The 21,119-nt window shown below is 68.8% G+C and carries 19 protein-coding genes and 1 pseudogene; 11 read left to right on the forward strand and 9 right to left on the reverse strand.

Features of this window, described 5'->3' with window-relative positions; all coding sequences use genetic code 11:
* Position 1: 1 nt before the first annotated feature.
* Genes AB0F43_RS27130 through AB0F43_RS27140 form a run of 3 tightly spaced genes read right to left on the reverse strand, consistent with a single transcriptional unit; the run spans position 2 to position 3,038 of the window.
* The gene (locus tag AB0F43_RS27130) at positions 2–829 is read right to left on the reverse strand and encodes a carbohydrate ABC transporter permease (protein WP_360482572.1); all 828 of its coding nucleotides are present in this window, start codon (positions 827–829) and stop codon (positions 2–4) included.
* Entirely contained in the window at positions 826–1,758 is a 933-nt protein-coding gene (locus AB0F43_RS27135; protein ID WP_360482575.1) for a sugar ABC transporter permease, read from the reverse strand. The genes AB0F43_RS27130 and AB0F43_RS27135 overlap by 4 nt, the downstream gene beginning before the upstream one ends.
* Positions 1,755–3,038 carry an extracellular solute-binding protein gene (locus AB0F43_RS27140; protein WP_360482578.1) on the reverse strand — a complete coding sequence of 428 codons (1,284 nt, stop codon included), beginning with the start codon at positions 3,036–3,038 and terminating at the stop codon, positions 1,755–1,757. The genes AB0F43_RS27135 and AB0F43_RS27140 overlap by 4 nt, the downstream gene beginning before the upstream one ends.
* A 319-nt stretch (positions 3,039–3,357) precedes the next feature.
* Between AB0F43_RS27140 and AB0F43_RS27145 the strand changes: the two genes are divergently transcribed.
* The 3 genes from AB0F43_RS27145 (at position 3,358) to AB0F43_RS27155 (ending at position 5,799) form a co-directional block, all read left to right on the forward strand.
* Positions 3,358–4,059 (forward strand): hypothetical protein, encoded by a 702-nt coding sequence (locus AB0F43_RS27145; RefSeq protein ID WP_360482581.1) that lies wholly within the window; start codon positions 3,358–3,360, stop codon positions 4,057–4,059.
* A 115-nt stretch (positions 4,060–4,174) separates the two neighbouring features.
* Complete coding sequence (locus AB0F43_RS27150) at positions 4,175–4,930, forward strand: hypothetical protein (protein ID WP_360482584.1); 756 nt, start codon at positions 4,175–4,177, stop codon at positions 4,928–4,930.
* Positions 4,931–5,025: 95 nt separating this feature from the next.
* Positions 5,026–5,799 carry an endonuclease/exonuclease/phosphatase family protein gene (locus AB0F43_RS27155; protein WP_360482587.1) on the forward strand — a complete coding sequence of 258 codons (774 nt, stop codon included), beginning with the start codon at positions 5,026–5,028 and terminating at the stop codon, positions 5,797–5,799.
* A 125-nt stretch (positions 5,800–5,924) separates the two neighbouring features.
* On the opposite strand, the gene AB0F43_RS27160 is transcribed toward AB0F43_RS27155, so the two are convergent.
* A complete protein-coding gene (locus AB0F43_RS27160; RefSeq protein WP_360482590.1) occupies positions 5,925–7,511 on the reverse strand; it encodes a serine/threonine-protein kinase in 1,587 nt (528 codons plus the stop codon).
* A gap of 96 nt (positions 7,512–7,607) precedes the next feature.
* Between AB0F43_RS27160 and AB0F43_RS27165 the strand changes: the two genes are divergently transcribed.
* The 5 genes and pseudogenes from AB0F43_RS27165 to ptsP all read left to right on the forward strand — a co-directional run bounded on the left by AB0F43_RS27165 (position 7,608) and on the right by ptsP (position 12,269).
* Entirely contained in the window at positions 7,608–8,168 is a 561-nt protein-coding gene (locus AB0F43_RS27165; protein ID WP_360482593.1) for an RNA polymerase sigma factor, read from the forward strand.
* Positions 8,169–8,326: 158 nt separating this feature from the next.
* The gene (dhaK, locus tag AB0F43_RS27170; protein WP_360482596.1) at positions 8,327–9,331 is read left to right on the forward strand and encodes a dihydroxyacetone kinase subunit DhaK; all 1,005 of its coding nucleotides are present in this window, start codon (positions 8,327–8,329) and stop codon (positions 9,329–9,331) included.
* Positions 9,332–9,333: 2 nt separating this feature from the next.
* Positions 9,334–9,954 carry a dihydroxyacetone kinase subunit DhaL gene (gene dhaL, locus AB0F43_RS27175; protein ID WP_360483203.1) on the forward strand — a complete coding sequence of 207 codons (621 nt, stop codon included), beginning with the start codon at positions 9,334–9,336 and terminating at the stop codon, positions 9,952–9,954.
* Positions 9,951–10,331 (forward strand): annotated as a pseudogene (gene dhaM, locus AB0F43_RS27180) (dihydroxyacetone kinase phosphoryl donor subunit DhaM); the annotation flags it as partial. The gene dhaL and the pseudogene dhaM, both read left to right, overlap by 4 nt.
* A gap of 84 nt (positions 10,332–10,415) precedes the next feature.
* Positions 10,416–12,269 (forward strand): phosphoenolpyruvate--protein phosphotransferase, encoded by a 1,854-nt coding sequence (ptsP, locus tag AB0F43_RS27185; protein ID WP_360483206.1) that lies wholly within the window; start codon positions 10,416–10,418, stop codon positions 12,267–12,269.
* Here ptsP and AB0F43_RS27190 read toward each other — a convergent pair.
* Together AB0F43_RS27190 and AB0F43_RS27195 are read right to left on the reverse strand one after the other, a co-directional pair.
* Entirely contained in the window at positions 12,251–12,904 is a 654-nt protein-coding gene (locus tag AB0F43_RS27190) for a hypothetical protein (RefSeq protein ID WP_360482599.1), read from the reverse strand. The two genes, ptsP and AB0F43_RS27190, sit on opposite strands and share 19 nt — an antisense overlap.
* On the reverse strand, positions 12,901–13,458 hold the full coding sequence (locus tag AB0F43_RS27195) for a GNAT family N-acetyltransferase (RefSeq protein ID WP_360482602.1): 558 nt from the start codon (positions 13,456–13,458) through the stop codon (positions 12,901–12,903). The genes AB0F43_RS27190 and AB0F43_RS27195 overlap by 4 nt, the downstream gene beginning before the upstream one ends.
* Before the next feature lie 95 nt (positions 13,459–13,553).
* On the opposite strand from AB0F43_RS27195, the gene AB0F43_RS27200 reads away from it, so the two are divergent.
* The 3 genes from AB0F43_RS27200 (at position 13,554) to AB0F43_RS27210 (ending at position 16,237) form a co-directional block, all read left to right on the forward strand.
* Positions 13,554–14,711: a serine hydrolase domain-containing protein gene (locus tag AB0F43_RS27200; protein WP_360482605.1), complete on the forward strand. Its 1,158-nt coding sequence runs from the start codon at positions 13,554–13,556 to the stop codon at positions 14,709–14,711.
* A 91-nt stretch (positions 14,712–14,802) separates the two neighbouring features.
* Entirely contained in the window at positions 14,803–15,411 is a 609-nt protein-coding gene (locus AB0F43_RS27205) for a sigma-70 family RNA polymerase sigma factor (protein WP_360482608.1), read from the forward strand.
* Positions 15,398–16,237: a hypothetical protein gene (locus AB0F43_RS27210; protein ID WP_360482611.1), complete on the forward strand. Its 840-nt coding sequence runs from the start codon at positions 15,398–15,400 to the stop codon at positions 16,235–16,237. Before AB0F43_RS27205 ends, AB0F43_RS27210 begins: the two co-directional genes overlap by 14 nt.
* 23 nt (positions 16,238–16,260) lie before the next feature.
* Here AB0F43_RS27210 and AB0F43_RS27215 read toward each other — a convergent pair whose 3' ends face one another.
* From AB0F43_RS27215 to AB0F43_RS27225, 3 genes are read right to left on the reverse strand one after another with little or no spacing between them, the layout of a single operon-like run.
* On the reverse strand, positions 16,261–16,746 hold the full coding sequence (locus AB0F43_RS27215; protein ID WP_360482613.1) for a DUF1707 domain-containing protein: 486 nt from the start codon (positions 16,744–16,746) through the stop codon (positions 16,261–16,263).
* Positions 16,747–16,801: 55 nt separating this feature from the next.
* Positions 16,802–19,063: a phosphoribosylformylglycinamidine synthase subunit PurL gene (purL, locus tag AB0F43_RS27220; RefSeq protein ID WP_360482616.1), complete on the reverse strand. Its 2,262-nt coding sequence runs from the start codon at positions 19,061–19,063 to the stop codon at positions 16,802–16,804.
* Complete coding sequence (locus tag AB0F43_RS27225) at positions 19,063–21,105, reverse strand: hypothetical protein (RefSeq protein ID WP_360482619.1); 2,043 nt, start codon at positions 21,103–21,105, stop codon at positions 19,063–19,065. Before AB0F43_RS27225 ends, purL begins: the two co-directional genes overlap by 1 nt.
* Positions 21,106–21,119 lie beyond the last annotated feature (14 nt).

Below are 21,119 nucleotides of genomic sequence, written 5' to 3' on the forward strand. Positions count from 1 at the left end.
GTTATCCCTTCAGGCCGCTGGAGAACCCGCGAATGACGTACCGCTGGAGGAGCAGGAAGACCACCAGGATGGGCAGTGCGGCCAGCACCAGACCGGCTGCGACCAGGCCGTAGTCCGAGGTGTACTCGTTGACGAAGGCAAACACCCGGACCGGGACGGTCTCCCGGCCGGAGCCGCCGAGGTAGAGCAGCGGGGTGAAGAAGTCGTTCCAGATGTGCACCGCGTTGAGGATCAGCACGGTGCCGGTGATCGGCCGCAGCAGCGGGAAGATCACGTACCCGAACGCCTGCAGATGCGAGGCTCCGTCGATCAGCGCGGCGTTGGTGTAGTCGGCCGGCAGCGACCGGATGAACCCGGTGTAGAGGAACACCGTGAACGGCAGCTGGATGCCGGTGTAGAACAGGATCATTCCTTGGTACGTGCCGAGCAGGCCCAGGTCGTTGACCAGCTGGTACAGCGGGATCATGCCGAGCTGGAACGGCAGGATGATGCCGACCAGGAACAGGATGTAGAGGCTGTAGCTCAACCGCGACGCGGTCCGGGCCAGGAAGTACGCCGCCAGCGACCCGAGCACGATCAGCACCACGACACTGGTGACCGTGATCAGCGTGCTGTTCAGCAAGGCGGATCCGAGCGAGGCCGACTGCCAGGCCTCGCCGAAGCTGCCGACCGAGGGCGGACTGGGCAGGGACAGCGGCTTGTTCGCGATCTGTTCCGGATCCTTGAAGGCGAGCGTCACCAAGGCGTACACCGGGAACAGGAACGCGATCGCGACCACGATCATCACGAGCTCGCGCACCAGCGTGCGCGGGCGGTACCCGGTCCTCATGCTGTCGTCTCCCTCGAACGCAGGTAGCCGATCTGGATGAAGGACACGGCCGCGACGAAGATCGCCAGCACCAGCGCGACCGCGGTGCTGTAGCCGAACTTCCCGAATACGAACGCCTGCTTGTAGAGCACCGTCGACAGGGTGTCGGTCGCGTACCCCGGGCCGCCGTTCGTCATCGCGATGATCTGGGTGAACAGCGTCAGGCCGCCCACCGTCGACAGCATCACGTTGATCGTCGTGGCCGGCGCGAGCAACGGCCAGGTGATGTGCCGGAACCGCGCGAACAGGCCGGCCCCGTCCACCATCGCGGACTCCTGCAACTCCTGCGGTACGCCTTCCAGCCCGGCCAGGAAGATCACCATCGAGTACCCGGCGCACTGCCAGATCACCGTGAACGCGACCGACCAGATCGCCAGCGACGGATCACCCAGCCAGTCCTGCCGCAGCCCGCCGAGCCCGATCGCGTTCAGCGCGGCGTTGAGCCCCGCGTCCGGCGCCGGGTTGTAGACGTACTTCCACAGGAACGACACCATCACCGGGCTGACCACGACCGGAGCGAAGAAGATCACCCGCAGCGCCATCCGGCTCTTGATCCCGGTGTGTACGCCGAGCGCCAGCAGCAGACCGAGCCCGTTCTGAACCACCACGATCGCGACGGTCAGCAGCAGCGTGTTGCGCATGGCACCGAGCGCCTGGTCGTCGTGAACGAGCTGCTTGAAATTCTCCAGCCCGACAAAGGTCCGTTGCTCGCCAACCCCCGACCAGTCGGTGAACGCCGACCCCGCCCCGGCAATACTCGGATAAAGCATCACCAGCGCATAGACCACCAACGCCGGCGCCGCAAAGAACCACGGCGGCGCGATACCGCCGCCGCGACGCCGCGATGACTTCACGGCGTCGCGTCGTACCGCTTGTAAAGAGACTGTCATGCCGACTTCCGGTAGGCCTCGTCCATCTTCTTGAGGGCGTTCGGGACGGTGGTCTTGCCGCCGAGGAGTTCCTGGACGACGGCGAAGTGGGTCGGCTGGACCTCCGCGTTCGGCCACCGCTGGTCCATGAACGGGACGGCCTTGTCGTCCTTCAGGTAGGGCAGGAACGGCTTCAGCACCGGGTCCACCTTCGCCTCACCCTCGGAGTACAGCGGGACACACGCGATCGCCTCGGCCCAGGCGTTCACGGTCTCCGGCTGGCCGCAGTACTCGATGAACTTCTTCGCCTGGTCGGCGTTCTTGCTCTTCGCGCTGATCCCGAGGCCGACCACGACACCGCCGGGAATCCAGTTGTCCGCCTCGACATCGGTGGCCGGGAACGGGAACATGCCCAGGTCGTCCGGTGACGGCGCCGCCTCCCGGAACGCCTGCAGGACGGCGGACACCTGCACGGCCATCGCGGCCTTGCCGGTGCCGACCATCGAGGTGGCCTGCTCGTACGTCGTCCCGTTCGGGTTGTCGTTGAAGAAGCCCTTCTTCTGCAGCTCCAGGTATTTGTTCATCGCGTCGGCCCAGCCGGAGTCGGCGAACGACGCGTTACCGGCGATCATCTTGTCGTCGAAGTCGGGCGTCTTGGCGTAGACCGTGCCCGGCACCAGCGCATAGTCGATCAGCTGGGTCACCCACGGGGTCTGCGCGCCGAGGGCGATCGGAACGATGCCCTTCTTCTTCAGCTTGTCGCAGACGGCGAGCAGCTCCGACCACGTCTTCGGCGGCTCGACACCGGCGGTGGCGAACGCCTTCTTGTTGTAGATCGCGCCGAGCACACTGGTCCCGGGCGAGAAGATGTGGGTCTTGCCGTCGTTCTGGAACGCGCCCTTGAACCCGGTCGGGATCTTCTGCGTCCAGGCCTGGTCGCTGAGGTCGGCGAGCAGGTTCGCCTTGCTCAGCTGGACCATCGACATCGCGCTGCCGTTCCCCGGGTAGACCGCGTGCAGGTCGGGGGCGTTACCGGCCGCAAGCTGGGCCCGGAGCGCGGTCTGCAGCTGATCGGCGGGTGAGAACGACAGGTTGAAATCGAAGTCGGAGTGCGCCTTCTTGTACTCCTCCAGCGCCTTGCGCAGACCGGCTTCCTGACTGCCGGCGCCGATCACCTTTACCTGTCCGCCGGACGACGACGTACCGCCGTTGCCGCCGCAGGCCGCAAGCGTGCCGACGGCGGCCGCGCCACCCATCAGCTGCAGGAGACGCCTCCGACTGACGGACTGATCGAGTGCCATGGGTTCCTCCTGAGCCGCGGGGCGGAGAGCCACCGCTGAGATACCGCCTGATGATGTGAAGTAATCGCGAAGTCGTGTTACTTTCTTCACGCGGGACGCTACGGACGGCCTGGAGGGGTGTCAAGACCTCGTTGAAAGGATTCAGAGAGGTCTGACGATCGGGCGGTGTTTGGGGCCGTGCCCGGGTCGCCTGAGAAGATGTCGCCGTGCCCGCGACCGCCTGCGCCCTGCCGGCCAGCACGCCGTACGACGTGCTGCGCCCCGTCATGCCGTACGACGGAACCGGCCGGGGCCACGTGATGCCCGGACCGGTGCACGGGTGAAACGTCCGATTCTGGTCAGCGGCATCCTGCTGATCACGCTCCTCGGCGCCGCCGGCGGCTATCTCACCGGCGACCGGATCGAGGTGCCCGTCCCCACCGCCTCGGGCGCGGCCGTCCCGCTGGGCACGGTGTCCCCGAGCCAGCCGGAGCTGGTGCGGAAGACGCCGGAGCCGAACAAGCTGCCGGCCCTGCAGCCGGACGAACTGGACTTCCGGACGCAGCGGTTCACCGTGCAGCAGGATTTCCAGCCCCCGGTGCGGTTGGCGGTGCGGGTGCCGGTGGGCTGGCAGAAAACGACCAACAAGGAAGCGCCCGGTGAGGTGAAGTTCCTCGATTCGCTGCGGGAGCGCGGTGCGCGGATCGAGGCGGGGTTCCGGCCCGGCCTGACCACGACGCAGATGCGGGACAAGCTGATCCAGGGCCTCGAGTCGAGCCAGCCGTACGAGAACGACCTCGAGATCATCGCCAAGACCGACGACACGATCACCGGCCCCGACGGCCGGCCGCGGGTCACGTCCACCGTCATCTACACCTGGATCCCCGGCAAGACCGTCCGGTATGTCCTGGTCCGCTGGGTGGCCACAGCCGGCGACTCGATGGCAACGGTCGAGATGTCGATCACCGGCCTGCCCGAGGACGCCGAGGCGCTGAACCTGATCGCGGACCAGGTGGCGAAGTCGGCGATGCCGGAGGACTGAGCCTTTCAGCGGCGCCCGAAAGGGTGGGTTCACGGAATTGTTACCGGTCTGCCGCAACCCGGCGGCGGGCTACGGTATCTGAGGAGTAGGCGAACTCTGGGGAGGTGGGGCAGGCGTGGCTGGTCGGGGGGCTCTAGGCGCTCTGCTGGGTTCCGGGCTGCTGGCGATCACGGCACTCGGCGGAGCGGGCGGATACGGAGTCGGCCTGCTGACCGCGGTCGACAATCCGGCCGCGGCCACGGGTGCGGCGGCACCGCTCGGGACAGTCCGGGTGTCGACGCCGTCTGCCTCCGCCACGCCGGTGCCGACAACCACGCCACGCAAGGTCGAGCCGGACAACTCGCCTCCGCTCGAGGCCTCCGACCTGCGCTACAAGTCCCGCTCGTTCACGGTGCGGGACGTCTACCGGTCGGACGTCTCGGTTCGGGTGCCGTCCCGCTGGAACATGACTCAGCCGGACCCGCCGCGGACCGCGCGGTTCAGCGACCCGACCGGCAAACGCTGGCTCCGGATCGAGGCCGGCTTCGCCATCCAGCGCCCACCGGCGGCCTCGATGCAGGCGAGGATCCAGCAACTGGCGACCCTGCCGAAGGACCAGATGGTGACCATCATCTCCAGCACGGTCGAGGGCAACTACGCCACGCTGACCTACACGTACCTACCACCCGAGCTGCTGGCGCCGAAGGCGACGGTCCGTTACGTGATCGTCCGCTGGGTCGCCGACGACAGCGGCCTCTGCGCCGTCGAGATGAGCTCCACCGGCCTCCCCCAGGACAAGGAGGCTCTGATGGCGGTGCTAGAGAAGGCCTCTTCGAGCGTCGAACGACGCGACAGCCCGCTGTCCGAGTCAGACTCCAAGCAGCCCAGCTAAGCCCTGACGGTCGCCGGCCTGCACACCTTGGCGTGGACCGGCAGCGGCATGTGGGTACTGGGACTCGCGATCACCTGGCTGACTGTGGGGTAGGTATGCGACTGGCGACACTCAACGTCTGGGGTACTCGGGGCGACTGGGATGCGCGGTTGCCCCTGTTCCAGAAGGGCTTTCGGGAGCTGGACGCCGACGTACTGACTCTGCAGGAGACGATCCTCACCGACGAGGTCGACCAGGTGACTGCGATGCTCGGAGAGGGTTATCACCTCGCCCACTCGTCCGAACGCGAGTCCGACGGTCAGGGCATCACCACGGCGAGTCGATGGCCGATCGGCGAGGTGCTGGAGCTCGATCTCAACGTGACCGAGCGGACCGGCGACTTCGCCTGTACGGCGCTGGTGACCGAAGTGCTGGCGCCGTTCGGCCGGGTGTGGGTGGCGAACCACTTCCCCGACTATCAGGTCGACCATGAGCGTGAGCGGTGTCTGCAGACCGTGCTGGTCGCACGCCACCTCGAGGAACTGCCAGGTCATGTCATCGTCGCGGGCGACCTGGACGCGGAGGACTCGGCGGACAGCCTGCGCTTCTGGACCGGCCGGCACGTGATCGACGACGTGAGCGTGTGCTACCGCAGTGCCTGGGAGGAAACGCATCCACACGAGCCTCTCGAGACCTACGTCGAGGAGAACCCGCACTTCGTCGACGAGGCCTGGCCCTTCCGCGGCATCGACCACATCCTCATCCGCTGCGGACCCCGCGGCCGGCCAACCCTCCCCATCCTGGCGTGCACCCGAACCTTCGACCAGCCGGACGCGATTCCGAGCGACCACTACGGCCTGTCGGTCGACCTCGCGGAGGACGGGCACTAGCTCATTCGACCGGCCAGATGGTGCGGAAGACGGTGGAGCGTAAGCGGTAGAAGCGGCGGCGGGCGGACTGGATGAAGGCAGGCGACGGGCGCAGCCGTTCGCTGGGAAAACGCATGGAGGCTTCCTCAACCGGAGTACTTCACCGAATCGGCCATCTCCCGTGCGCGGGAGAGACGGTCCGCATCCGGCACCATGACCTGGACGAGCATCGAGCCGGCGGCCCCCCGCTCCACGACTCGCTGGAGAAGCACCATACCCGCACCGCCACAGTCGCTCGAGTACCGGACCGTCATCTTCTGCCCGTCCACGGTCTGGTCCGGCTGGGCGGTGTCCTGTTTGCAACCGAACTGAGACATGTCTGGAAGGGACAGCTTCGAATCCGCCACCCCGACGAAGATGCCAGGCGTACCGGACGACCAGTCGGCGTCCTGGCTGACCCGCAGCGCCGGATAGGGCGCGGTACTCCCGGGTGGCTGCCAGTCCGACTGCGCCACCGACTTCGCCCAGCCGCGCGGGACGTCCACGGAGAATCCGCCCGCCGCGACCGTGACGACTTCACGGTCCGCCAGGTACCGCTGCCCCACGAACCCGGCTCCCCCGCCCACGATCAGGGCGAGTACGGCGGCGACCGCCCAGCGACCGCGCCGTCGTCTCGGTGGCTTGGCCGACTCCGCGGCGCCCGGCTCTGCGGCGGCCGACTCCCCCGCCCCCGGCTCTGCGGCGGCCGACTTCGCGGCGGCCGACTCTGCTGCGGCCGGCGGCTCGGTCGGTGCGGCGACGGTTTCTCCCGGCGCAGGCGTCTTGACGATGGTTGGCTGGTTGGCGTCGCTGAGCGCCGTGTCCTCGGCGAGGCCGGCGTCCGCAGCCGCCGTGGAGGTGGAGACGACGATCGTCTCCCGGGCGGCGGCCTTCGGCGGGACGAAGTCGTGCGTGGTCTCGTTCAGGGCGCCGACCAGCTCGCGGGTGAACGACTGGACGTCCGGCCAGCGCTTCTCCCGGTCCGGGTCGAGGGCGCGGACGATCGCGGTGTCGACCTTGTCCGGCAGGTCGAACCCGAGCGTGCTCGGCGGCGGCGCCGCCTCGACCCGGGAGGCCGCGCCCAGCCCGTCGACCTGATGCGGTGAACGTCCGGTCAGAGCGGCGTACGCGACGGCGCCCAGCGAGTACTGGTCGGCGCGCTGGTCCAGCCGCTCACCCATCGCCTGCTCGGGAGCGACGTACGACGGAGTGCCGCCGGGCATTGTGATTCGCGACACCTCGTCGAGCGACTTCCCTAGCCCGAGGTCGGACAGGACGGCACGCTCGCCCTCGTCCGTGCTGCGGAACAGGACGTTCGCCGGTTTCACGTCACGGTGCAACAGCCCACGCCGGTGCAGCGCCTGCAGACCGCGGCCGACCTGGACGACCACGTCGACCGCGGCGGCCAGTGGCAGCGGCTCCTTCTTCAGCCGATCGGCCAGCGTGCCGCGGTCGGCGTACGTGAGCACGAGGAAGGGCCGTCCGTCCTCGAGCTCGCCGACATCGTGCACCTGAACCACGTGCTCGGACTCGACCCGGCGCAGGAACCGGCCCTCCTCGAGGAACCGGCGGCGGACCGTGTCGTCGTGCGCCCAGTTATCCGCGAGGACTTTGACCGCGACCTCGGCGTCCAGTTGCTCATCGTGAGCGAGCCATACCGTAGCGAAACCGCCCGAGCCCAAGCGTCGTCGCACGACGTAACGACCTAGTCTGCTGGGGACCCCCATACAGGGCATTATGGATCACTGGGAGTCCTATGCCCGGGGCCCCTGAGGACAGCAAAGGCACAGATGAGCGACAGCAGCAACCCGACCGACGACCTGGGAGCCCTGGCGGAGCGCGCCAAGGGCGGGGACAAGCACGCGATGGACGACCTACTGCGGCTGGTCCATCCGCGGGTGCTGCGGATCTGCCGCAGCGTGCTGCCGTATTCCGCGGACGCCGAGGACGCGGCCCAGGAAGCGCTGCTGAACATCGCCACCAAGATCGGCACCTACTCCGGCCGGAGCAGCTTCTCCACCTGGGTCCATTCGGTCGCGGCCAACTCGGCGCGGTCGACGTACCGCAAGCTCAAGCGGACCGCCCAGGCAGCCCACAACCCGGAGACGATGGAGAAGCCGGACCCCCGCACCACCAGCGTCATCGCCGGCACCCGCCTGGATCTGCTCGAGGCGCTCGAAACCCTCGAGCGCGACCGTCCACAGATGGTCACCCCGCTGGTCCTGCGCGACGTCTACGGCCTGTCCTACGAGGAGATCGCCGCCGAAGTCGGCGCACCCCTCGGCACCATCAAGTCCCGCATCCACGACGCCCGCGAGGTCGTCCGCCCCCTGCTGCGCCCCAAGGACTGACCACCCGTCCACATTTCGCTGGCAGGCCAGCGAAATGGTGGGTTCTCCACCCTGAACACGGGTGCCGAACCCACCACTTCGGTGGCTGACCAGGCAAATGGGGTGGGGCGCGGCGGTGGGGCTGCCGTGGGGGTGCGGGGTGTGCTCAGATGGGGGGCATGAAAAAGCTCATCAACGAACCTGGTGATGTTGTGAGTGAGGCGCTGCGGGGGATGGCGGCGGCGCACCCGGACCGGCTGCGGGTGGACCACGAGAACCGGATCGTGTTCCGCAAGGACGCGCCGAGACCGGGAAAAGTCGGTCTGATCTCCGGCGGCGGGTCGGGCCACGAGCCGATGCACGGCGGGTTCGTCGGGCTCGGGATGCTGGACGCGGCGTGTGCGGGTGAGGTGTTCACCTCCCCGGTTCCGGACCAGATGATGGCGGCGACCAAGGAGGTCGACGCCGGCGCCGGCGTACTGCACATCGTGAAGAACTACACCGGTGACGTGATGAACTTCGAGATGGCCGCCGAGCTGGCTGCGGCCGACGCCGGTACCGAGGTGTTGTCGGTGGTGACGAACGACGACGTCGCCGTCCAGGACAGCCTCTACACGGCCGGCCGCCGCGGTGTCGGCGTCACCGTGCTGCTGGAGAAGATCGTCGGTGCCGCCGCCGAGGAAGGCCGTTCGCTGCAGGAGGTCGCCGACCTGGCCAGGAAGGTCAACGACAACGGCCGCAGCATGGGGATGGCGCTCACCTCGTGCACAGTCCCGGCGGCGGGCAAGCCGACGTTCGAGCTGGCCGAGAACGAGATGGAGGTCGGGATCGGCATCCACGGCGAGCCGGGCCGGCAACGGTTGCCGCTGGCACCGGCCAGGGAGATCGCGGCGATGCTGGTGGACCCGGTCGTCGGCGACCTGCCCTACCAGCAGGGCGACGCGGTGATCGCGTTCGTGAACGGCATGGGCGGTACGCCGCTGATCGAGCTGTACCTGATGTACAACGAGGTCGCCCAACTGCTCGACCGGGCCGGCATCACCGTCGCCCGCTCGCTGGTCGGCAACTACATCACCTCCCTGGAGATGGCCGGCTGCTCGGTCACCCTGCTCAGGGTGGACGACGAACTGGTCCGCCTCTGGGACGCACCAGTGAACACCCCCGGCCTACGCTGGGGCGCTTGAGCATGGGAGTCGAGAACTTCGAGGGCTGGTTGCGCGACGCTGCGGGTACGCTGCACGACAATGCGGCGTACCTGACTGAGCTTGACTCGGCGATCGGGGATGCGGATCACGGCGCGAACATGGACCGCGGGTTTCAGGCGGTGGTCGGGCTGCTGGACGAGTCATCGTTCGACTCGGTGGACGAGCTGATGAAGAAGGCCGGGATGACGCTGGTCAGCAAGGTCGGCGGGGCCAGCGGGCCGCTGTACGGGACGTTCTTCCTGCGCTTCGGGACCGCGTTGACCGGGTCCGAGATCACGGCGGCCTCGATCGGCGAGGCGCTCAAGGCCGGGGTCGGCGGCATCCTCGCGCGCGGGAAGGCGGAGCTCGGCGACAAGACCATGTACGACGCCTGGGCGCCGGCCCTGGATGCGTACGACGCCGCCGTCGCCAGCGGATCGGATCTCGCCGGGGCGTTGGGCGCGGCCGCGGAGGCGGCGGCCAAGGGCCGGGACGCGACGGTGCCGCTGGTCGCCCGGAAGGGCCGGGCGAGCTACCTGGGCGAGCGCAGCGCCGGGCACCAGGATCCGGGCGCGACGAGCACCACACTGCTGCTGGAGTCGGCCGCGCGCACGCTCGCATGATCGGGATCGTGGTGGTGTCGCACAGCCACGCGCTGGCGACCGCCGCGGTCGGGCTGGCCGCCGAAATGGTTGCCGAGGACAACCGTCCGGTGATCGCGGTGGCAGCAGGCCTGGACGAGAAGACCTTCGGCACCGACGCGATGGCGGTCTCCGAGGCGATCACGGCGGCTGACAGCCCGGACGGCGTACTCGTCCTGCTCGACCTGGGCAGCGCGGTGCTGAGTGCCGAGCTGGCGCTGGAGTTCGTCGATCCCGAGATCGCCGAGCGGGTGAGGTTGTCCAGTGCACCGCTGGTCGAGGGACTGGTCGCGGCCGTCGTGACCGCGTCGACCGGCGCTTCGCTCGACGCGGTCGTCGCCGAGGCGAATCGCGGCCTGGTCGCGAAGCAGGATCATCTCGGTGACACAACCCCTGTGCAGCAAGACGATCTGGTCACCGCGGACCAGACCATTGAAGTTGCGGTGAGCAACGAACACGGCCTGCATGCTCGCCCGGCCGCGCGACTCGTCGCCCTGGTCAACTCCTTCAACGCCTCCGTCACGCTCACCGATCTCGACACCGGTCGCGGCCCGGTCGACGCGGCGAGCCTCAGTATGGTCGCCACCCTCAATGCCCTGCAGGGCCATCGCCTCCAGGTCGGGGCCAGTGGACCGCAAGCCGCCGAGGTACTTGCCGCGATCAACGACCTGGCCGCGGAGAACTTCGGCGACACAGTGGTTGAGACGACCGAGCCGACCGGTGGTTCAGGTCTCGACGTGGCGATCGGCCCGGCCGTGATCGGCGGCACGGAGGTGGATCTCGGCGACTACGTTGCCGGTGACAACGAGCTGGCCCGGCTCCACGATGCGCTGACGACGGTTGCCGAGGAGCTGCGGCGGCTGCGGGACAGCAGTCCGGCGCACGGCGGGATCTTCGAGGCGCAACTGGCGTTGCTTCAGGATCGCAAGCTGCTCGACGAGATCCGAGCGGCGATCAGGGCCGGGACGCCGGCGCCCATCGGGTGGAAGCAGACCTACGACGAGCTTGCGAAGACCTTCGAGGGTCTGGACGACGCGTACCAGCGGGAGCGCGCGCAGGATGTGCGGTCGGTCCGGGACCGCGTCTTGCGGGCACTCACCGGACAGGTCGCCCGAACCGAGGTCAACGGCATTCTCGTCGTGCCCGAGCTGGATGCTGCGACAGCGGCCACCATCGATGCCTCGAGCATCGCCGGGATCGCGGTCCGCGCGGCGGGGGCGACCGGGCACGGTGTGATCGTGGCGCGGTCCCGCGGGATCCCGCTGATCACCGGCATTGGCAACCTCGAGGTGCCGGAGGGTGTGACCGTGGCGTTCGATGCGCGGCACGGGTCCTTCGAGGTCGGACCGGACGAGGCGACTGTCCGGGCCACGATCGCCGAGCGACGATCCGAGCGCGAAGAGGCTGCTGCGTACGCCGATCAGCCGGCGACCACCGTGGATGGCCGGACGATCGACGTACTGGTGAACGTCGGTTCCGTACAGGACGCGGTCGACGCGCGTGGCGCGGACGGGTCGGGTCTGGTACGGACCGAGGTGCTCTTCGGCGACCGGCGTACCGCGCCGACCGTGGCCGAGCAGGTCGAGCGGTTCCGGGCGATCGCGGCCGCGCTCGGCGGGAAGCCGATCACCATCCGCACCTGGGACATCGGCGGCGACAAGCCGTTGCCGTTCCTGCCCCAGGACCGCGAGGCGAACCCGTTCCTCGGCGAGCGCGGCCTCCGGGTCTTCCGGCGACGCCCTGAGCTCCTCCGCGACCAGCTCGAAGCGGTCCGGCAGATCGCGGCGGAGACCCCGGTGCACGTGATGTTCCCGATGGTGACGACGGCCGACGAGGTCGCGTGGGCGCTCGACGAGCTCGGGCCGCGGCCGGACGGTCTGGAGGTCGGCATCATGGTCGAGGTCCCGGCCGCCGCGCTCCGGATCGAGACGCTTGCCGCCGGCCTCGACTTCGTCAGCATCGGCACCAACGACCTCACGCAGTACACGACCGCCGCCGACCGCACCAACTCAGCCGTCGCCCCACTGGCCGACGGACTCGACCCCGCCGTACTGCAGCTGATCGACCACGTCGTACGTAAGGCCGGGGTGCGGGTCGCTGTCTGTGGTGACCTGGCCAGCGACCCGCAGAGCGCCGTACTGCTGGCAGCGCTTGGTGTGCAGGAGCTCAGTGCGGTCGGACCGCAGATCCCCCTGGTCAAGGCACTACTCCGGCAGACGGACCTCACCCAGGTGCCGACCGTCGCAGCACTCGCGGCACGTGATGCGGCCGAAGTGCGTCAGCTGGTACGGCGGTAGTAGAGCAACTCAACCAGGTTGAAGCCGGACGTCTTGCTGGGCTTGGCAGGGAGCGTGTAGGACTCGCCGGGCTCCAGGTAGGTCACGTCGGGGTGGTCCAGGTCGAGGTCGACCACCAGCGCCGGGTACGCACCGGTGTGCCAGGTGTAGGACTCCCCCGCGTCCGGAGTGACGTGCTGGACGCGTACGTCGTCCTCGTCGACGACCACCTTGGCCGGGACCTCACCGACCTGCTCGAACCCGGCGTCAGCCGGCACCCCCTCGATCACGAAGTACGGGTCGCCGGACGCTTCCTCACCCAGGTCGAGCACCTCGATCAGCCGGTTGAGGTACGGCGTCTCGCCGTCGTTGGTGAGCATGTGCACCGGAGACACCGGCCGGTAGACCGAGCCGCCCACGGTCTCGTTGAGGTACCGCGCCGGGCTGCCGTCGAGCCAGTCCATGTGGCACGGGGAGGTGGACAGGCACAACACGACGTACGGGTTGTGGTGCAGGTGCCAGCCCTGCGCCTCGCCTGGAGCGAGGGAGACCTCCCAGACGCGGACTCGCGAGTTCTTCAGCAGGACGCGCGTACCGATCTCACCGAGGACGACCTCGGTGCCGTCCGGCGCGGCGACTGTGGTGCCTGCGCTCATACAATCTTCTCCTTGTCTGGAAGGTCGATGGGACGTTCCATGGCCACCCCTGCCAGCACGACGCCGTCCGGCATGGTCAGGTCGACGGTCTCGACGGCGGTGAACCCGAAGGCCCGGTAGAGCGGCACGCCGGGCAGTGTCGCCATCAGCGCGAGCCGGGTGAAGCCTTCGGCCTTGGCCGCGTCGGCACAGGCGGTGAGGATGGCCCGGCCGAGTCCACGCCGGGTCCAGTCGCCGCGGACGAACATCGCCCGGATCCTGGCCGGCTCGGTCGCCGGGTCCAGCAGTCGCTCGTCGGCGCCCGCCGTACTCGCGTTGAAGAGCTTGTTGCGCCGGCTCCAGCCACCACACGCGACGACCTCTCCACCGGCCTCGTGCACGTAGTAGGTGCCGTCGTCGATCAACGTCTGGTCCAGGATCCCGATGTGCTCCACCGCGCTGGCCGTCTGCACGTCGTCGTAGTACGCCGGGAACAGCTCCCGCACCGACGCCCGCATCAGTTCCGCAATCTCCGCGGCGTCCCCGGCCACGGCCAACCGCTGCTTGGCCTCCATACCTTCAGGCTAGTCACCGGGCCTGCCTCCTTGATTCCCCTATAGTACTATGCTCCTAGTTAAATAGTGCTTAGTTGCCACCTGGAGAAGGACAGATGATCGACCGCCGAACCACCCTCAAGACCGGCGTCGCCGGTCTGCTCGCGCTGACCGCCGCAGGCGCCGGCTTGCTCCCGTCCGCCGGCGCCGAGCTGCCGGCGTCCACCGAGGCGCCGGACGCGGCGGGGCTGCAGAAGATCCTGGACGACATCGCCGCCTCGGCTGCGTCCGCCGTACTGGCCGAGGTACACGACTCCGGCCGGGTGTGGCGGGGTAGCAGCGGGGTCGCAGAACTCGGGTCGGCGCGGCCGGTCACCGTCAACGGGCGCTTCCGGGCCGGCAGCATCACCAAGTCGTTCGTGGCCACCGTCGTACTCCAGTTGGCCGGGGAGCGGCGGATCCGGCTGGACGACCCGGTTGAGCGCTGGCTGCCCGGCGTCATCGATGCGGGCGATCGGATCACCTTGCACCAGCTTCTGCAACACACCAGCGGCATCGTCAACTACACGAACACCCGCGCCTTCCGCACTCTCTACGGCACGGTCGACGAGGTGGTCGGGCTGCGCGATCGGACGTGGACTCCGCAGGAGTTGCTGGACTTCACCGCCGGGCAACCATTGCTGTTCGAGCCCGGCACCTCCTGGATGTACTCCAACACCAACTACATCCTGCTCGCCCTGGTGATCCAGAGGGTGACCGGCCACCACTACGCCAAGGAGGTCGACCGGCGGATACTTCGCAAGCTCAGGCTGCTCGGGACAGAACTCCCCGGCCGCCGCTCGGTCATCACCGGACCCCATGCGCACGGCTACCTGCCGCGAGAGCAGGACGGCTCGATCGAGCCGGTCGACATCACGACGTTCAACCCGTCGGTCACCGGCGCATCCGGCGAACTCGTGTCCACCGCGACTGACCTCAGCCGCTTCTACGGCGCTTTGCTCACCGGCCGCCTGCTCCGCCCGGAGCAGCAGGCCCAACTGCTGACGAGCAGGACGACAGGCCGCAGCTACGACTACGGCTTGGGTCTGCAGACCAGGCTGGTCAACGGCATCCGCGTGTGGGGCCACGAAGGCGACATCTTCGGCTACCAGGCCGCCTCCTGGACCACCGAGGACGGCCGGCGGCAACTCACTGCCGCCTGGAGTCCCTGGGGAGAGAGCGACCCCCAGCCCTACCTCGAGAACCTCCTCGCGACCGCCTTCCGTACCACCTGATCGGCTTCATAGAAAGCACATGGAACGGTGCAGGACGCTGCAACATGCCTGGGGTGAAATGGGTGCGAGGGGTGCCGGACATCTGTTGGGTATGACGCAGACACTGATCAAGGCCCGTCCCGGGCCGGTGAGTGAGGGAGTCGTGCACGACCCGCCACCAGGACGCCGCGAGCGGTTCGAGGAGGTGTTCGGCACGCATCGGGAGGCAGTGCTCGGCTACCTGCGCCGCCGGACCGACAGCGGGCACGACGCCGCTGACCTGCTCGCGGACACGTTCCTGGTGGCCTGGCGCCGGCTGGACGACATACCGCCCGGCAACCAGACCAGACCATGGCTGTACGGCGTGGCACGCCGAGTGCTGGCCAACCACCGCAGGGGTGAGGGCCGTCGGCACGCACTGGCCACGAAGCTCCGCCAGGAACTCACCGACCTGGACACCAGGGACACCGCGTTACCGGATGACACGCCGGCGGCCCGGGCGTTCCGCGCCTTGCCGGAGCAGGACCGGGAGCTGCTGTCACTGGTCGCCTGGGAAGAGCTCGACACCGCCCAGATCGCGACCGTGCTCGGCATCTCGCACAACGCCGTACGGATCAGGCTGCATCGCGCCCGGAAGCGGTTCGCCAAACTCCTCACCGCCCCGCTGGCGAACCGGAAACTGGTCGCCCTCCGAGAAGAGGCCTCACATGAAGACGCATGACATCGACGCCGCCGTGCGCGGCCTCGCCCCCACCCGTACCGAGGACCGGATCACTGACGCGGCCTGGTCCGAGGTGGCCGAGAACGTCACCAGCGAGCACGCCCCGGCCGCCGTCCTCGAGAGCCCGCGGCGCCCGGTCCGCCGCCCCCGCCTCGTGCTGGTCGCCGCGGCCAGTCTGCTGATCGCCGGCGTCGTCGCCGCCACGCTGGTCAACCGACCCGGACAGGATCAGCCGCAGGCGCTGTCCTTCACCGAGCAGGGCGACAAGCTCATCGTCCGGGTGGTCGATCCGAACGCCGACCCGAAGAGGTACAACGCCGACTTCAAGAGGATGGGCCTGGACATCACGGTCAGGATGATCCCGGTCAGCCCGCCGTCGGTGGGCACCATGGTCAGTTACACCGGCCGGAACGCGAACGACATGAAGCAGTTGCGGTGGATCGAGCCGGGTGAGAAATGCCCTGGCACCCTGAACGCTTCGGATCCCGGCTGCCAGGCCGGCCTGGAGTTGCCGAAGGACTACGACGGCGAGACGGTGGTCGACTTCGGCCGGGCCGCGAAACCGGGCGAGATGTATCAGCACACCTCCTCGTCGGCGACCGAGAAGGGCGAGTCGCTGGCCGGGCTGGCGATCAAGAACAAGACGGTCGCGGAGGTTCTGCCCCTGATCACGGCCCGTGGCGTCAAGGTGCACCACTACCTGAGCGGATCACCCCCGCAGCTGGACACCAGCGACTCGGCTCCCGCCGGCTGGTACGTCCACGACGCGACGCCGTACGCACCGGGCGAGGTCACCCTGTTCGTGGCAGCCGCCCCGGAGAAGTAGGTCGGCCTGCGCTCCCGTCGGCCTCAGGGCCGGCGGGAGCGTTTGGTCTTGCCGGCCGCCCAGCGGTACGCGACCAAGGTCCAGATCAGCGCGGGCAGGCCGAAGATCGCGGCGGCGACCTCACGGCCGAAGACGAGGAACACCAGACCGGTCAGGAAGAACGGCACCGCGAGCCAGACGGCGCCGGCGAACGCCGCCCACCGCCACCGGCCGGGTTTCCGCGGCTCCACCTGGTACAGCGACGGCGTCGGCAGCCCGGCGAAGATCGGCTGCAGATCGCCATGCGTGACAGCGTCGTTGAGCCGATCGACCCGCCGGTGCAGCTCGTCCTCGTCCAGCCGTCCCACCGCGAACTGCTCGGACAGCTCGTCCGTGCAGATCCGCCGCTCCTCGTCGGTCAGCCGGATGTTCGCCAGCCGCCGCCGAGCCGCCGCGACCCGAGCCTCCTGACCGGCCGCCGCGGCCAGTCCCATCAGCTCGGCCGCCTTGACCGGTCGCCGCTCCACCATCCGCCTCACCTCACTCGTTCCTTCGAGTGTGCCAGACGGCCGGAGCGGCGGCCGATCAGTTGAGGGCGGCTGGAAGCGTTGAGGTCCAGGCGGTGCGAAGCTCGGCCAGCGGGATCTCGAACTGGTCCTGGACGTCGAGGGAGTCACCGGTGATGACGCCGATCTTCGCGTGCGGAAAGCGGCGCGCGGTGCACATGTCGGTGAACCGGACCTCCTCGGTCCGCGGTACGGCGACCACGGCACGACCGGCCGACTCGGCGAACAGGAACAGGAACGGGTCCAGCCCGTCCGGCGCCCAGACGCGAGCGCCGACACCACCCCGAAGCGCCGACTCGACCAGGGTCTGAGCGACACCACCGTCGCTGACGTCGTGCGCGGCGTCGATCAGGCCGTCCCGCGATGCGTTGATCAGGATGTCGGCCAGCTGCTGCTCGGCGGCCAGGTCCACCGCCGGCGGGCGCCCACCCAGGTGCCCGTGGACGACGTGTGCCCACTCCGAGCCGGACAGCTCCTCCTCGGTCTCACCGAGCAGGTACAGCTGGTGACCCTCCATCTCGGCCGTGAAGCCGATCGGCGTACGGCGGGTCACGTCGTCGATGACACCGAGGACGCCGACGACCGGGGTCGGCAGGATCGGGGCGTCACCGGTCTGGTTGTAGAACGAGACGTTTCCACCCGTCACCGGGATGCCCAGCTCGATGCAGCCGTCGACCAGGCCGCGGATCGCCTCCGCGAACTGCCACATCACCGCCGGGTCCTCGGGCGAGCCGAAGTTCAGGCAGTCCGTCACCGCGGCCGGCCGGGCGCCCGTGGTGGCCACGTTCCGGTACGACTCGGCCAGCGCCAGCTTGGCGCCGGTGTACGGGTCCAGCTTGGCGAACCGGCCGTTGCAGTCGGTCGACACCGCGACGCCGAGGCCACTGGTCTCGTCGACCCGGATCATCCCGCTGTCCTCGGGCTGCGCGAGCACCGAGTTGCCCAGCACGTACCGGTCGTACTGGTCCGTCACCCAGGACTTGTCGCACAGGTTCGGCGACCCGACCAGCTTGAGCAGGGTGTCCCGCAGCTCCGCGCCCGTGGTTGCTCGCGGCAACTTCTCGGCGCCGTCGGCCTGCAGGTCGTCCTGCCAGGACGGCCGCTCGTACGGACGCTCGTACACGGGTCCCTCGTGCGCGACGGTGCGCGGCGGTACGTCGACCACCCGCTCACCGTGCCAGTCGATCTGCAGCCGGCCGGTGTCGGTCACCTCCCCGATCACGTCGGCCTGCACGTCCCACTTGGCACAGATCTTCAGGAACGCCTCGACGTTGTCCGGCGTGACGACCGCCATCATGCGTTCCTGCGACTCGCTCATCAGGATCTCCTCCGGAGCGAGCGAGGCGTCCCGCAGCGGCACCTTGTCGAGCGACACGAACATCCCGCCGTCGCCCGCGCTGGCCAGCTCCGAGGTCGCACAGGACAGCCCGGCACCGCCCAGATCCTGGATGCCCTCGACCACGTTCGCGGCGAAGAGCTCGAGGGTGCACTCGATCAGCAGCTTCTCCATGAACGGGTCGCCGACCTGGACCGCCGGCCGCTTGGTCGGGCCGCCTTCCGCGAACGTCTCACTGGCCAGCACCGACACCCCGCCGATCCCGTCGCCGCCGGTCTTGGCGCCGTACAGGATGATCTGGTTGCCGACACCGGTCGCGTTCGCCAGGTGCAGATCCTCGTGCCGCATCACGCCGACGCAGAGCGCGTTGACCAGCGGGTTGCCCAGGTACGTCGAGTCGAAGACGACCTCGCCGCCGACGTTCGGCAGGCCGAGGCTGTTGCCGTAGCCGCCGATACCGGACACGATCCCGGGCAGCACGCGCTTGGTGTCCGGCGCGTCCAGCGGGCCGAACCGCAGCGGGTCCATCACCGCGACCGGGCGCGCGCCCATCGCCAGGATGTCGCGGACGATACCGCCGACGCCGGTGGCCGCACCCTGGTAGGGCTCGACGTACGACGGGTGGTTGTGTGACTCCACCTTGAACGTGACCGCGTAGCCCTCGCCGATGTCGATCACGCCGGCGTTCTCACCGATACCGGCCAGCATCTTCCCGGCCGGCGTCTCCTGCGGGATCTCGCCGAACTTGCGCAGGTGCACCTTGGACGACTTGTACGAGCAGTGCTCGCTCCACATCACGGAGTACATCGCCAGCTCGCAGCTGGTCGGCCGGCGGCCGAGGATGTCGCGGATCCGCTGGTACTCGTCCGGCTTCAGCCCGAGCTCGGCCCACGGCTGCTCGGCGTCCGGGGTGCTGCCGGCGACTGTGACGGTATCGGTAGACATCAGGACTCCTGCACTAGGTGGGACTCAGGTGAAACGGTAGCGGGCTGCTCGGCGGCCACGAGGTGGGCCACCAGCAGTGGAAGGGCGAAGCCGGTCATGATGGCGGGCAGTGCGACCCCAGAGTCGTTCAGCAGCATGCCGACCAGCCCGCAGGTCGACAGCGCGAGCAGAGTCGGCCGGACCATCGGCAGACTCGTGTAGAAGGCGCGGTACTGCTCTGAGGGCACTCGGTCAGGCAGGACGGTCGCCAGCATCGCCAGCACCACACCGAGCAGCATCGCCCAGCCGGACGGGCCGGCGAAGAACTGCACAGCCATGTCCAGCTTGCGGATGAGGATGTCGCTGACATCACCGTCGAGCAGCCGGGCCACGAATGTGCCGAAGTGACTCCGCTGGTCCGCCGGCCGCAGGTAGTCGAGGAACGCGACCGCGGACACCGCCAGCACCCCGACCGCGCCGACCCCGAGCAGTGCGCGCCAGGAGATGCTGCCACGCCAGGTCAGCCAGGCCATCAAGAGTACGGCGGGCGTCAGCGCGATGATGCCACCGAAGTCAGTCCCCCAGCCCGGTCGGCCGTCCACGATGATCGCAGCGCCGCCGATACCGATCACTGCGAGCGCAGCCTGCTTCCGGCTCTGGTCGATAAGTTTCTGCGCCGCCCAGCCCGCCGTGACGAGCGCAGCGACCGCCAGCGTGGCGAAGGTGGAGTTGCCGAAACCGTAGAACCGCCCGCCGATCACCGGCCCGTCGGTGAACATGCTCCCGAACTGCAGCGGCGTCCCCAGTACGCCGTCCACCAGCAGGATCCCGTACGCCGCCGCCGCGATCCCCAGGAACGCGTAGCGCTTCAAGACGAGCTGAGCCACCCCGGCAAGCACTGCGCTGATCCCGAGGACCACGCAGTACAAGGAGAAACCGGGAGCCGGCCACCGCCACCACATGGTCGCCGTGGACAGGAAGACGGCGATGAAGAACCCACCCTGCGTGAGCAACGTGAAGACGAACGTACGGCGGGATCGCGGGCTGCGCGTGATCACGAACCAGGCGAGCGCGATCAGCTCAGCGGCCAGGATGGTCATCGACACCGCGACCAGCATCGGCCGCGGCTGCTCGAACCGCTCGTTGGTGTCCAGCCGGTCCTCGATCACCGCGGCCGCGTCGGTGTGACGGTCGCCGGTGAAGTGAATCTCGTTGCCGTCGAGCGGACCGGGCCTCTCGGCGCCGGCCGGGTCGACCTCCGCGACGTCCCGTTCCTTCAGGATGGTCGCGGTGACGTCGGTCAGCTGGATCAGGCCGGGGCGGCGGGTGCTGTCACTGGTGAGCCACCGCGGTCCGTCGTCCGGCGGGAGTTGCAGGGCGACCAGTGGTTGCTGGTGTTCGTTGGCCATGGTCTGGCTGATCCCGACCAGCAGGACCCAACCGTCCGCGGCGCGCGCCTGAGCGACCAGGTCGGCGACCTTCTTCCGGGCTTCGTCACGCCCTTCGCGCGGTGGCAGTGCACCCGCGTCGATGATCGCGTCACCGCACTCGTTGCTCGCCAGCCTGGCCGGGTCGAGCTCGGGCTGCCAATTGGTCACCGAGCCGTCTGTCCGGGCCAGTGCGACCGCTGCCCCTGGGCCGAAGCCGCAGATCGGGTAGCCGGTCTGGCCGAGGCGTCCGATGGGTGCGCCGGTGTGGTGCTCCGCCTGGCGGTCGACGTACGTCTGCCAATCGGCGACCGAGCCGTTCGTCACCGGGGGAAGCTCGCCACAGGGCTGGTCGGCGACACTGCCCCACGCCCGGGTGCCGGCGCTGATCGTCAGCCAGCCGTCGATCGGGCAGGTGTGTGGGCCGGCGGTCTTCACGGTGATCGAGCCGACGTGGGACTGGTTCACCAGTGCGGTCAGCTCGGGCGAGGCCTTGACGTCGTTCCAGGTCAGGCCGGGTACGCCGATCACCACCACCTTGGCCAGCAGGCTGCTGGGTTGCGCGGCCGCCGTACCGGTGCTGACGAGCAGGACCGCCGCGGTGAGTAAGAAGGTGCAGACCAGGAGGCGCCGCACCCCAGCGAAGCTCA

It is taken from the genome of Kribbella sp. NPDC023972 (assembly GCF_040639075.1).
In the GTDB taxonomy this organism is placed as follows: Bacteria; Actinomycetota; Actinomycetes; order Propionibacteriales; family Kribbellaceae; genus Kribbella.